Source organism: Mesorhizobium sp. B3-1-7, assembly GCF_006439385.1.
Taxonomy (GTDB): domain Bacteria; phylum Pseudomonadota; class Alphaproteobacteria; order Rhizobiales; family Rhizobiaceae; genus Mesorhizobium.
This window is the reverse complement of record NZ_VFTL01000028.1, coordinates 30,862-44,002: the sequence shown is the minus strand read 5'-3', so window position 1 is coordinate 44,002 and position 13,141 is coordinate 30,862. Positions and strand designations below refer to the sequence as shown.

General features: G+C 63.0%; 11 protein-coding genes. 3 read left to right on the top strand and 8 right to left on the bottom strand.

The features are described 5' to 3' along the window. Positions 1-4: 4 nt before the first annotated feature. From FJ417_RS22375 to FJ417_RS22365, 3 genes are all read right to left on the bottom strand, one after another. Positions 5-1,159 (bottom strand): carbohydrate ABC transporter permease, encoded by a 1,155-nt coding sequence (locus tag FJ417_RS22375; RefSeq protein WP_140650738.1) that lies wholly within the window; start codon positions 1,157-1,159, stop codon positions 5-7. A 1-nt stretch (position 1,160) separates the two neighbouring features. Then, positions 1,161-2,174, bottom strand: a complete 1,014-nt coding sequence (locus tag FJ417_RS22370; RefSeq protein ID WP_140647153.1) for a sugar ABC transporter permease — start codon at positions 2,172-2,174, stop codon at positions 1,161-1,163. 166 nt (positions 2,175-2,340) lie between these two features. Next, positions 2,341-3,693, bottom strand: coding sequence for an ABC transporter substrate-binding protein (locus tag FJ417_RS22365; protein WP_140784943.1), 1,353 nt, complete (start codon positions 3,691-3,693; stop codon positions 2,341-2,343). 358 nt (positions 3,694-4,051) lie between these two features. Between FJ417_RS22365 and FJ417_RS22360 the strand changes: the two genes are divergently transcribed. The 3 genes from FJ417_RS22360 (at position 4,052) to FJ417_RS22350 (ending at position 7,499) form a co-directional block, all read left to right on the top strand. Next, positions 4,052-5,074: a substrate-binding domain-containing protein gene (locus tag FJ417_RS22360; RefSeq protein ID WP_140784942.1), complete on the top strand. Its 1,023-nt coding sequence runs from the start codon at positions 4,052-4,054 to the stop codon at positions 5,072-5,074. A 347-nt stretch (positions 5,075-5,421) separates the two neighbouring features. Next, positions 5,422-5,916 (top strand): DUF417 family protein, encoded by a 495-nt coding sequence (locus tag FJ417_RS22355; protein WP_140784941.1) that lies wholly within the window; start codon positions 5,422-5,424, stop codon positions 5,914-5,916. A gap of 236 nt (positions 5,917-6,152) precedes the next feature. Then, entirely contained in the window at positions 6,153-7,499 is a 1,347-nt protein-coding gene (locus FJ417_RS22350) for an FAD-binding oxidoreductase (protein ID WP_140784940.1), read from the top strand. Positions 7,500-7,545: 46 nt separating this feature from the next. Here FJ417_RS22350 and FJ417_RS22345 read toward each other — a convergent pair whose 3' ends face one another. The 5 genes from FJ417_RS22345 to FJ417_RS22325 all read right to left on the bottom strand — a co-directional run bounded on the left by FJ417_RS22345 (position 7,546) and on the right by FJ417_RS22325 (position 13,130). Next, positions 7,546-9,003 (bottom strand): S8 family serine peptidase, encoded by a 1,458-nt coding sequence (locus tag FJ417_RS22345; RefSeq protein WP_140784939.1) that lies wholly within the window; start codon positions 9,001-9,003, stop codon positions 7,546-7,548. Then, complete coding sequence (locus tag FJ417_RS22340) at positions 8,993-9,661, bottom strand: anti-sigma factor (RefSeq protein ID WP_140784938.1); 669 nt, start codon at positions 9,659-9,661, stop codon at positions 8,993-8,995. The genes FJ417_RS22345 and FJ417_RS22340 overlap by 11 nt, the downstream gene beginning before the upstream one ends. Next, positions 9,658-10,224, bottom strand: a complete 567-nt coding sequence (locus FJ417_RS22335; protein WP_140647146.1) for a sigma-70 family RNA polymerase sigma factor — start codon at positions 10,222-10,224, stop codon at positions 9,658-9,660. The genes FJ417_RS22340 and FJ417_RS22335 overlap by 4 nt, the downstream gene beginning before the upstream one ends. 395 nt (positions 10,225-10,619) lie before the next feature. Continuing rightward, entirely contained in the window at positions 10,620-11,459 is an 840-nt protein-coding gene (locus FJ417_RS22330) for an alkaline phosphatase family protein (protein ID WP_140784937.1), read from the bottom strand. An 81-nt stretch (positions 11,460-11,540) separates the two neighbouring features. Beyond that, on the bottom strand, positions 11,541-13,130 hold the full coding sequence (locus tag FJ417_RS22325) for an ABC transporter substrate-binding protein (protein WP_140784936.1): 1,590 nt from the start codon (positions 13,128-13,130) through the stop codon (positions 11,541-11,543). Positions 13,131-13,141 lie beyond the last annotated feature (11 nt).

Here is a 13,141-nt window from a genome sequence, read left to right as displayed (position 1 = left end):
GTCTTCAACCTCCTTTCACCGAGCCGGCAAGCAGCCCGCGGACGAAATAGCGCTGCAGCGAGAAGAACACGATCAGCGGCACGATGATGGTGATGAACGCCGATGTCGTCAGGATCTCCCAGTTGCCGCCGCGCGAGCCGAGCAGCGCGTTGAGCTTGGCCGTCAGCACGATCTGATCGGGCGCCGTGCCGAGGAAAACCATCGCCACCAGGAGATCGTTCCATACCCACAGGAACTGGAAGATGGCGAAGGAGGCAAGCACCGGGAAGGACAGCGGCAGCACGATCTTGACGAAGATCTCGAAGTCGCTGGCGCCGTCGATGCGCGCCGATTCCATGATCTCGCGCGGCAGGCCGGCAATGTAGCTCCTGAGCAGGTAGATGGCGAAGGGCAGGCCGAAGCCGGTATGCGCCAGCCAGATGCCGAGATAGGTCTTGGATGGCACGCCGAAGAAAGTGCCGACGCCGTTGTAGAGCTTGAGCAGCGGGATCAGCGACATCTGCAGCGGCACGACCAGCAGGCCGATGATGACGGCAATCAGCAGCGCCCGGCCCGGAAAGCGCATCCAGGCCAATGCATAGGCCGCGAAAGCTGCGATGAGGATGGGGATGATCGTTGCCGGGATGGTCACCGTCAGTGAGTTCATGAACGAGCGGCCGATGCCTTCGGAAAACAGCACGGCATCGTAGTTGTCCGTGGTGAATTTCGGCGGCGCGGAGGAGGCGAAATAGACGCGTTGGCCGCGGTCGCCCTCGAAGGCTTTCACCGAGGACAGGATAAACGTGCCGTCGGCGTTCATCTGCAAGGTGGCGCCATCATTGAGCTCGGCAACCGTCCCGGCCTTGTACTGCGTCGGCGCGGACGACTTCACGCCGAAGGCGCTGATCTCACGCTTGGGCCCGTCGCCGAAGATGTTGCCCTCGATGACGTATTTGCCGTCCTTCTGGGTTTGCGCCGAGGCTGCGGGAAGCCGCCCGGCCTCGCTCTGGCTGGAACTGGCAAAGGAGTTCCACCAGCCGGCGGCGACGATCTGGTCCTTGTCGCGCAGCGACGAGACGAGAATGCCGAGCGTGGGAATGGTCCAGATCACCACGAAGACGAGCACGGCGATGTGGACGCCGAAGCGGCCGGCGAAGGATTTTCCGGTCTTGGCGGCCATCTCAGTGCCCTCCCGTCTCTTTGTTGGCCTGGCGGATGTTCCAGACCATGATCGGGATGACCGCGATCATGATGATGATGGCGATCGTCGCGCCGCGGCCGAAATCGCCGCCGCCGCGGAACATCCAGTCGAACATCAAATTGGCGAGCACCTGGCTGTTCCATTGGCCGTTGGTCATGGTCAGCACGATGTCGAACACTTTCAGCACCAAGATGGTGATGGTGGTCCACACCACAGCGATCGTGCCCCAGATTTGCGGCACCATGATCTTCCAGAAGATCTGGAACGGGTTGGCGCCGTCGATCACGGCCGCTTCCAGCGTCTCTTCCGGAATGCCGCGCAGCGCCGACGACAGGATGACCATCGCAAAGCCGGTCTGGATCCAGACCAGGATGATCATCAGGAAGAAATTGTTCCAGAACGGCAGCGATATCCACACCTGCGGCTGGCCGCCGAAATATTGGATGATGGCGTTGAGCAGGCCGATCTGCACCTGGCCCTCGCCGCGATACTCGTAGATGAACTTCCAGATCACGCTGGCGCCGACGAAGGAAATGGCGAGAGGCAGGAAGATCAGGCTCTTGGCGATCGTGCCCCACCAGATCTTGTCGGTGAGCACGGCGATGATCAGCCCAAGGAAGGTGCAGGCCGCCGGCACCACCGCCAGCCAAAGCACATTGTTCAGGATCGAATTGCGGAAATCGTGATCGCCGAGCGCCCATTCATAATTGGCGAGGCCGACGAAATTCTCGCCGCCGCGATCGAGGAAGGAGAGCCTCAGCGTCTCGATGACCGGGTAGATCAGATAGATGGTAAGGATGATCATCGCCGGGCCGACGAACAGCCAGGGCCGCACCAGTCCCTGCCGGCGCAAATTGTCGACGGCGGCGGTGCCCGAGACGCCGCGTGACGGGAAGACGAGATCGAGCAGTTTGTTGGCGCCCCAGAAATAGGCGACACAGCCGCCGACGCCGATGATGATGACGAATATGGCCGAGAAAATCTGAGTCGCCATGGGTCCCTCTCCCTGCGCATGACCGGCCAGCCAGGGCTGGCGATCGGATGCACCGACTTTCGGTTATTCGGAACAATCGAAACGCGAAGGCTTCCGGCGTTGACCGCCGGTCGGATCCGGACCGTGGCCCGGATCCAGGTGGAGGATTAGGAGGATTTCAGGATGCTTACTTGATGGCATCCCAGCTTTTCTGGATGTCGGCGGCGACGTCTTGCGCGGACTTGCCGCCGACCAAGTCGATCATGCCGGTCCAGAACGAGCCCGCGCCGACCTTGCCGGGCATCAGGTCGGACCCGTCGAAGCGGACAGTCGTGGCGCCGACCAGGATCTCGCCCTGCTTCTTCAGCGCGTCGCTGCCATAGGCGTCCTTGTTGGCTGACTTGAAGGGGGTGACGAAGCTCTTCTGCGCCATCCACAATTCATGCGCGAGCGGCATCTCGAGGAATTTGATGAACTCGCGCGAGGCCTTGGAATCCTTGGTGATCATCACCAGCGTGCCGGCCACTTCCAGCGGCGTGCCCAGTTCCGGCTTGGAGGCGTAAGGCGGGTAGGGGAAGAAGTCCGCGTCCTGGCCGAGCTTCACGTTTTCCGGGAAGAAGGAGGGGATGAACGATGCCTGATGGTGCATGTAGCACTTGGGCGGCACGGTGAAGAGGCCCTTCGGGCTGTCGCGGAAGTCGGTCGCCGCGACCGCCTTGGCGCCGCCGTCCACCATCTTGTCGTCGGTGGCGATCTTGCCGAAGATGTCGATGGCGCTGACCACGGCCGGGTCGGTGAACGGAATCTCGTTCTTCACCCACTTGTCGTAGACTTCCGGCGGCTGGGTTCTCAGCATGATGTCCTCGACCCAGTCGGTCGCCGGCCAGCCGGTGGCGCCGCCCGAACCGAGCCCGATGCACCAGGGCTTGCCGCCGTCGGCGATGATCTTCTTTTCGAGGTCGGCGAGTTCTTCCTGGGTTTTCGGCACCTTGTAGCCGGCCTCGTCGAAATTGTCGGGCGAGTACCAGACCAGCCCCTTCACGTCGATCTTGTAGGGGAAGGCGTAGAAGCCGGGCTTGCCGTCCTTGCCATTATAGGTGCCGAGCTTGGCCCAGGAGTCGCCGGCGGCGTAGTTTTCCTTGATCCAGGCGGCGACGTCGTCGCCCAGCGGGGTCAGCACGCCCTTGGAAGCAAGATCCTGTATCAGGCCGGGCTGCGGCAGGACGGCGATGTTGGGCGGGCTGCCGGCCTGGGTGTCGATGACGATCTGCTGCTCATAGTTCTCGGACGAGGAATATTTCACCTCCGCGCCGGTGGCCTCGGCGAAATAGTCGAGGACCGAACGCACAAGCGTCTCGTCCTCGCCGCGCCACGGCCCGAAGATCGTCAGCGTCTCGCCCTTGAGATCGACCTTTTTGAGGTCGTCGTAGTTCGCCCAGTGAAACTTCGGATCCTCGCCCGGCTTGAACTTCAGTTCGGCTTGCGCCGGCAGGCTGAGGGTGAGTGCCGCGAACGCCGCACCCAAGAGAATTTTCTTCATCGCAAGTCCTCCCAGTGGTCACAAACAGGACGAAACCTCCATTTCGCCCGCCGACGCCCGCGGAACTGTGACTCAGCGAAAGGGCAACCGCAACCTTTCGAAGAGACTTCCAAAGCGCTTTGGCTATTTTGATCTCGCCACTGAATTGCTCGAGAGTCAAGTGGGAGAGTTTATAAATCGATTTAAATCTCCCGGGATAGAGTGAGAAAAGTGCACTGCAGCATAATTTTTTGGGCCGCAAGAGCAATTTTTGCTTCAAACGGCGCCTAGGGCCCTCTAAGGTCGTCATGCTTGGCGATCTCGCCAACAATCATCGGATCGATTCAATTTGAAAGCGCTTTGAGGCTGGAGGCCTCCGATGAACCTCAAGCAACTCTCGCATATGCTGTCACTCTCGCAGACCACGGTGAGCCGGGCGCTGAACGGCTATCCCGAGGTGAATGAGGAAACCCGGCGCCGGGTGATGGACGCGGCCAAGCGCCATGGCTACCGGCCGAACCCCAGTGCGCGCCGGCTCGCCACCGGCAAGTCGGGGATGATCGGCTATGTGCTGCCGACGGGCGCCGCCGTCGACATCGACCCGCACTTCGTCGAATTCCTCTCCGGCCTTGGCGACTATGCCCGCGCGCACGAGCTCGACCTCGTGCTTTCGCCTGCCGATGCCGACGACGAAGAAACGACCTACCGACGCATCGTCGCCAACCGCCAGGTCGACGCCGTCTACCTGTCCTCGCCGCGGCCGGCCGACAAGCGGCTGGCGCTGGTCAACACGCTGGGCATCCCTTTCCTCGTCCATGGCCGCAGCGAAGGCTTCGACTTCGACTATCCCTATCTCGACATCGACAATGAGGGCGCCTTCCACGAAGCGTCGAGACTGCTGATCCAACTCGGCCACAAGCGCCTGGCGCTGATCAACGGCAACGACCGCGAGACCTTCGCCATCCACCGCGAGCGAGGCGTGCGCCGGGCGCTTGCCGCAAGCGGGCTCACACTCGGCGAGCGCCACATCCGTTCGGTGGCGATGACCGAGGAGAACGGCTACCGCGCCGCCCGCCGCCTGCTCGAGGAAAACGAGCCGCCGACGGCGATCGTCTGCTCCAGTCTCATCATGGCGCTCGGCGTCGTGCGCGCCGTGCGCGATCTGGGTCTCACAATTCCGGGCGACCTGTCGCTGGTCGCCCATGACGACGTCTTCCCCTGGCTGCGGCCGGAGAACTTCCCGGTGCCGCTGTCGACCACGCGCTCCTCGATCCGGCTTGCCGGCGCGCGTGTCGCCGAGCGCCTGGCGGCGCGGATATCAGGGCTGGAGGAAGGGGCTCGCGGCGAGGTCTGGCCAGTGGACCTAGTGGTGCGGGGATCGGTGGCGGGGGCGCCGGTATAGGGAGCGAATTCAAACGCTCGAATGACGCAAGTGAGCCGACGTCCGCCCCGAGCTGAGCGGCAGCTTTGCACCTCATTTCAGTCATCGGGTCGCTTTCGTGATTCTCGTTCTCTCAATTTCGCGAGAGCAGAACTATCCGAAATGCCAATCAGCTCTCAAACGAGCAGTCACCGGGATGGCCTATAGTGCCGATAAGGGCGGACCCCATTTCTTCGAGTTTGGGATGTAACGAAATTTCTCTACCGACGAAGTAAGCTGGACGGCCCCTCAAGAGCCGGCAGCTTGCCAAACTCACGGCCGGCTGCCGCTCCTTGGTATGACATATCGCTTCCGGCAAAGGACACGGCATGCACAGAGAGTTCAATATCGCTGAGACAGGCTTCGGCTCTTATTGGCCGCTCGCCATCCTCAGATGGGTAATGGTGCTGATTTTCGTGTCGTTCGGGATCCAGAAGTTCACACCGCAGTCAGCGCAAGGAATCGCTCTATACATCTCACACAGTCCGTTCGTTTCTTGGCTACAGATTTTTGGAATTAGAGGCGAGGCCTATCTTCTGGGTTGCATCGAGTTGGCGACAGCCGTTCTTCTCGCCTTGGGGGCTTTTGTGCCCGTCTTGTCTGCCCTGGGCGCATTGATCGGGGTCGGCACGTTTTTTATCACTTGGTCATTTTTCTTTACAACACCTGGTGTTGTAGTATGGAGCATCTCCACCGATCCCATTGCGTGGAATCTAGCGGGAGAGTTTCTCTACAAAGACATAGTACTTCTCTGTGTTTGTCTGGTTTTATTTATAAACTCTCTTCCAACGTCTTTGGCCCGCCTACGTGGGAAACAACAATAGATGTTATACTCATTGGAGCCTAACATCGAGGTTGCGCTTAGGGGTGAGCGCTCTGCGACATTCGCGAGATAAGCCACTTGGGCGCCGATGTGGGTCATGATCCGAGATTTCGCTGACCGCCTCCTTCTGGACTGTTTTTGCTGTCGTGGGACAACGGTCTGCCTTCGGCTGCTCCTGATCTTGGACGGTGACAACCGGTAAGCCAGAACCGTCAACCAATCCTCCAGAGTGCGCCATTGCCCACATTCCCGTTCACCGAAGCGGATCCAATCCAATACCCTGGTCCTCCGCCGAACGCTTCAGAAGTGGTGATCGTCGGTGGCGGTATTATCGGCGTAACGACGGCCCTTTTCCTCGCGGCCCGGAACATTCCGGTGACGCTGCTGGAAAAAGGCCGCGTCGCGGCTGAACAGTCCTCGCGAAACTGGGGGTGGATCAGAAAGCAGGGACGAGACGCGGATGAACTGCCGATCGTCATCGAGGCTTCCCGCCTGTGGCGGCAACTGGCCGAGGAATGCGGCGAAGACATCGGGTTGAACCAGACAGGCGTGACCTACCTGGCGAATGCCGACAAGGACATGGCCAAGTTCGAAGAATTCATGAGGATCGCCGCGATCCATGAGCTCGACACGCGCCTTCTGGACGCCGACGAAACCGCGAAACTCATCAGCGGCATGTCGCGCAGGTTCAAGGGTGCGATGACGACGCCCTCCGACATGCGCGCGGAACCTTGGTTGGCGGTGCCGGCGTTAGCGCGGCTTGCCGTTCGAAAAGGCGCCAGGATCGTCGAGAATTGCGCCGCGCGGACCCTCGAACTCTCGGCCGGCAGGGTCAAAGGCGTGTGGACCGAGGCGGGATATATCGGGGCCTCCACCGTGTTGGTCGCGGGCGGCGCCTGGTCATCCCTCTTCTTGCGAAGACACGGCGTGGCCATCCCCCAGCTCAGCGTCAGGGTGACCACAGCTGCCACAGAACCCATGCCTGAGGTCTATTCAGGTGCGGCGGCCGACGACCACATCGCTTTCCGGCGCAGGCAGGATGGCGGATACACGCTCGCCGCAGGCGGCAGCCACTTGCTTTACCTGGGGCCTGACGCATTCCGGCACGCCACCCAATATCTTCCCGCCCTCAGGGACAATCCGTTCGGAACGCGCTATTTTCCGTTCGCTCCATCGGGCTACCCCGATGGCTGGTCGACCCCGCGCGATTGGGCGCCGGATTCCGCAAGCCCTTTCGAAAGAATGCGCGTGCTCAACCCAGCCTCTGAGCCGGCAAAGCTTCGCTCGATCGAGCGCAATTTCAAACAGCTTTTCCCCCGGTTCGAGACGGTTCGCCTGAAGGCCGGCTGGGGCGGTATGATCGACGCCATGCCCGACGTCGTCCCCGTTGTCGATCGGGTCCAGGCAGTCGGCGGTCTTTTCGTCGCGACGGGAATGAGCGGCCACGGATTCGGCATCGGACCTGGCATCGGTCGCGTCGTCTCCGACATGATCCAGGGAAATGAAACCGGCCACGACCTCAGCCGTTTTCGGCTGTCGCGTTTCTACGATGGAAGCCCCGTCCGGCTGGGTCCGGCTCTTTGAACCGGTCGCGCGCAGTCGGCAACAGTCGGTCGACTGCCCGGATTCACTACTTCGCCGCCTCAGCCGCTTTCGTATCGATCAGCCCATAGCCAAAATCATTGTCCCGCCCCTTGGGCCCGAGATCCTTGGCCGTTGCCGCCAGCGCCTTCTCGATCTCGTCGGCCGAACGGTCGGGCGCGGCGTGGATCAAATTGGCGATGGCGCCGGACACGATCGCGGCGGCGAAGGAGGTGCCAGTCACCACGTCGGAGCCGGCGCCGCTCGGCGCCACCATCTCCACGCCCGGCGCCGAGATGAACACATAGGCGCCGCGATTGGCCTGCGGCATCAGCCCATCCTTGGCGTCGGTGGCGGTGACGGCGATGACACCGTCGAAGGCGGCCGGATAGCCATAGGGCGCCTTCGGCCCGTTGTTGCCGGCGGCCGCGACCAGCACGATGCCGAGCGCCCGGGCGTTACGGCAGGCGGTGCCGAGCAGGTCGTTCTTCGGCCCGACGAAGCTCATATTGATGATGCGCGCGTCCTGTTCGGCGGCCCAGTCCAGCGCCGACAGGATGACATCCATGGTCGACTTGCCGCCTTCGAAGGCGCGCGCGTGATATATCTTCGCCCCCGGCGCCATGCCTTCCAGCGGGCCGACGCCGGCTATCAGCCCGTCGACCGAGGTGCCGTGGTCGCGCTTCTCGATCGGCACGTTGGGCATCGCGTCGTATTGCTCTGCGATGACGCCGGCGAGCGCCGGATTGGTGTCGTCAATGCCGGTGTCGATGACGGCGACGCGCACATTCTCGCCGCTCGCCTGTTTTGAATCGAGCGCGATGCGGTCGAAGGCGTAATTCACGACGCCGGCCGCCTGCTGCAGCGTGTAGATGTGGTTCGGTTCGCGGCGCTGCGTGCGCCCGTCCGCGGCAAGCTGCGCCAGCACCACGCCGACGGGCCGCCCGTCGGTGATGCCGAAGCGCACCAAAGTGGTGCCGAGCAGCCGCGATTGGCGCTGCGAGCGCACCTGCAGGCCGAAGGAATTGGCGATCTGCTGCACCACGCCGGCATCGCCATCGACGGTCACCAGCACCTCGTCGGGCACGAATTCGCCGGCAATCGCACGCGGCGGCTCCGCCAGATTGAGGCCCTGAGGCACCGCGACGGGTCCGTTCGGCGTCGGCGCTGGCGGCGGCGTGTTGCCGGAACCGTTCGACGACGATGTTCCATTGGACGGCGCGGGCGTTTGCGGAGCCGCGCCGGCGGGCGTGTTCGGGAACAGGTCGACGATCAGCGCCGGCAGGAACACCGCGCCGCCTGTGGCGCCGCCAGCTCCCGGTTTCTCGCCATTATTCGCGGTGCCGCCGTTTTTGTCGCACCCGACGCCCGCCGCTGTCGTGCGGTTCAGGCAGTCGACCTGGGTCTGCGAAAGATTCGGATCGTTGGTCTGCGCAAACGCAGGGGCGGCGGCAAAGGCCGCCGCCGCGAGGAGTGCCGCATGCAGAATGACCGCCTTAGCCGCCATCGACCGGTTTCCTTCCCTGGATCACCGTATCGGCGAAAGGCTGGGCCGCAATAAGGCCGACGAGCTTGTCGTAATCGGCCACGCTGCTCGCCGGAATGGTCAGGTGAAAGACGCCGTCGGCGGTCGGCCCGCCGGCGATCTTCAACCCGTTCTGGCCGAGGAAGGCGGCGATATCGGCCATCTTGGCATCCGGCTTGAACTTGACCAGCGCGAAAGGCAGCTTGGCGAGATCGTCCTGAGCGCCGGCCACTTCGAAATCGCTGCCCTTGCCGCCCGGCTGTTCGAACGATTGCACGATGACCAGCGCAAGCAGCGCCGCGGCCGCGGCCCAGGCGATGCCGGCAGGCATTGCCGTCACCCGGCCGAAAACCTTGGCGAGCCACGATTGGCCGGCCGGCGCGCGCGCCGGGCCGGCCTCGGCGTCGAGCGCCTTGGCGAACCGGCTGAGCGCGTCGGCGGGCGGCCGGATCGCCTCGTTGGCGGCGGCGGCACCGGAGAACTCGGCCTCCGCTTCGCCAAGCGCATTCATCGCTGCCGGATCGGTGGCCAGCCATTCCTCGACGGCCTCCAGCTCGGCGCCTTCCAGCGAGCCGTTCAGGTAGAACGGCAGCAGCGTTTCCATCTCGTCGCGGCGCGACATCTTTTCTGCGGCGCTCATGGCCAACCCCTGTCGTAACCGGCGGCCTTGAGGGCTTCGCCGAGTTTCTTGCGGGCGTAGAACATCCTGGTCTTGACGGTCGCGACCGGGATGTCGAGCACCTCCCCGATCTCGGTCACCGACTGGCCATGGTAATAGGCAAGGTCGATCACCGTGCGGTGTTCTTCCGGCAAGGCATCGATGAAGCGGCGCAAGGCGGCGGCTTTGTCTTCCTTCATGGTCACGACTTCCGGCGTGTCGGCGCCGTCGGGAACTTGCGCCGCGTCGTCGTCGTCGATCCAGTCTTCCTTCTTCTTGCGCAGCATGGACAGCCCCTTGAAGCGGGCGATGCCGAGCAGCCACGTGGAAACTTCAGAGCGCCCCTCGAAGCTGGGCGCCTGTTTCCACAGCTCCAGAAAGACCTCGTTCGCGATATCGTCGGCCATCATTTCCGATCCCGTCTGGCGCGCCACGAAGCGGTAGATCCGCGCGTGGTGACGCATGAACAGGAGCCGGACGGCGGCCCGGTCGCCCTTCGCGACCCGGTCCACAAGCGCGCGATCGGTTTCCGTCGCCGCGTTCATGGCCGGTCGAGCCGCCTGGCTCCTCGAAGCTCTGTCGCTGATCGGTCCAAAAAGGTTCATCCTCCGCCAAGGAATTTTCGGAGGCTAACTGAAGAGAGGGGAGGTTGCCAGAGGGGGCGCTTCTCCTACTCCTTCCCGGCGATAGGCCGAGACGCCTATTGCTTCGTCATCCTAGGGCGAAGCAAGGAGCGAAGCGACGCGGCGCAGACCCTAGGATCCATTCCGTGACGTCAAGGCATTGATCCCGTTGCAGAACTTTCTCAGTTGCACCCCTCGCGCGAGGTCACGGAATGGATCCTCGGGTCTGCGCGTCCGCTTCGCTCCCGCTCCGCCCGTGGATGACGAAGTTGCTTGGCCTTCGCCAATCTCCAACGTTGCAACGGGAGAAGGGGGAACTAAACCAAGAACACCTTCGCCTTCATCGTCTCCGGTATCGCCACCCCAAGCCGGCTCAGCACCGTCGGCGCGAGCTGCAGCTGATCGAGCAGCGTGTCGGCTTGAGGCCCCTTGGCCGGGCCGAAATAATAGAGCGCGAAATCCTGCATCTCGTCGTCATGGCCGCCATGATGGCCGCGGTCTGTCTGGCCATGGTCGGCCGTCACGATCACTTCATAGCCGGCTGCGCGCCATCGCGGCAGGAAGGCTGCCAGCATCGCGTCCATCGCGTAGCAGGCATGGTCCATCTCGTGACAGTCATGGCCGAAACGATGGCCCATCGAGTCCAGCGTGCAGGTGTGGAGGATGCCGTAATCGATGCCGTGGCGCTTCGCCAGCATGGTCAGCGTCGCGAACAGGTCGACGTCGCTCGGCGTCATCTGGTTCTTGAGATTGTAGCCGGTCATGGTGTGGAAGCGGCCATGCGTGATCGGCCCATCGGGCTCGTCGAATTCCATGTCCTCGACCAGGTCGAACGGGTACGAGCGGAAGAATTCCGACCAGTAGGAATGGGTCACGGCGCCGGTCTTGCCGCCGGCCTTGCTGACTTCCGAGAAGATATCCGGCTGCGTGACGCGAAAGCGGTTCTCGTTGGAAAGGATGCCGTGCACCTGCGGCGTGACCCCGGTGTGGATCGAGGCGTAGCAGCAGGCCGAGGTCGACGGCAGCACCGAACGCATCTTCCAGACCTGCGCTTCGCCGGACTGCGCCCAGCCCTCGAGGTTGCCCATCAGCCGGCGCCAGTTCCGGTAGGGCACGCCGTCGAGGATGATGAGCAGCAGTTTGGATTTGAGCGCCACGGCGGTTCCCATGATCATGCATCGAAAACAGAAGCGCCGCGTGCCAGGCGACACGCGGCGCTTCTTAGGACTAGCCCGATATCAGGCGTTCAGCCAGCACTCGTTGAGCGCATAGCCGTCCATCATCTCGCCATTCGGGTTCTTCACCCAGCCGCTGACCTTCTTGGTGTTGGCGGCGTCGACGAACTGGTTGAAGAACGGCACGATCAGGCCGCCTTCGTCGCGCATCAGCATAGCCATGTCGCGATAGATCGCCTTGCGCTTGGCCTGGTCCAGCTCGGCGCGGGCCGTGTAGAGCATCTTGTCGAATTCAGGCCGCTTGAAGCGCGTGTCGTTCCAGTCGGCGGTCGACAGATAGCCAGTGGAATACATCTGGCCCTGCGTTGGCCGGCCGCCCCAGTAGGAGAGCGAGAAGGGCTGCTTGTTCCACACTTCCGACCAGTAACCGTCGCCCGGCTCGCGCTTGATCTCTATCTTGATGCCGGCCTTGGCGCAGCTCTGCTGGTAGAGCTGGGCGGCGTCCACGGCCCCGGGGAAAGCGACGTCCGAGGTGCGCAGCAGGACCGAGCCGCTATGGCCCGACTTCTTATAGGCTGCGGCCGCCTTTTCGGGATCGAACTTGCGCTGCTCGATGTCGGCGGAAAACAGCGGATAGGCTTCGTTGATCGGGAAGTCGTTGCCGACCGAGCCATAGCCGCGCAGGATCTTGTCCAGCATCTCCTCGCGGTTCATCGCCAGCTTCAACGCCATCCTGAGGTCACTGTTGTCGAAGGGCGCGGTGTCGCAGAACATGTTGAACGGGTAGTAGCCGCGCCCGGCGACGTTCTCAATGCTGACGCCCGGCATGCGCTTCACCAGGTCAACGACCTTGGGCTCGACCCGATTGATGAGATGCACCTGGCCGCCCTGCAGCGCCGCAAGCCGGGCCGTCGGATCGTTGATGACGACGATCTCGATCTGGTCGGCATGACCGGCCTTGTCGCCGCGCCAGTAATTGGCGAAGCGCTCGCCGCCATGCTTCACGCCGGGTTGGTTGACGCTGACCTTGTACGGACCGGCGCTGATGCCGGCATTCGGGTTGTCCTTGCCGCCATTCGGCTGGATGACCAGATGGTAGTCGGCCATCAGATAGGGGAAGTCGGCATCGGCGTCGCCGAGCGTCACCACCACGTCCTTGCCATCGGCCTTGATGGTCTTGATGTTCTTCAGAACGCCGAGCGCGCCGGATTTCGACTTCTCGTCGGCGTGGCGCTCGAGCGTCGCGACAACGTCTTCCGCCGTTACCGTCTTGCCGTTGTGGAATTCGATGCCGTCGCGGATCCTCATCGTCCAGGTCTTGGCGTCGGCCGAGGCGCCGATCTCCTCGGCGATCAGGTTCTCGACGCCGCCCTCGGGCGTCAGCCGCACGAGGAATTCGCCCCACTGCTTGCAAAAATTGTAGGTCACCTGGCTGAGGTTCAGCGCCGGATCGAGGCTGTTGGTCGATTCGCCGCCCTGCAGGCCGGCCTTGATGATACCGCCCTTCATCGGCGTCGCGGCAAAAGCCTTGCCAGCCAGCGTCGTAGCCAGCGCCGCCGAGGCGCCGAGCGCCGCCGCGCGGCCGAGAAAATCGCGCCGCGAGATCCTGCCCTTGCCGGCGAGTGCGGCGAGATGGTCGAGTTCGGTCTGCATGTCCTGCCCCC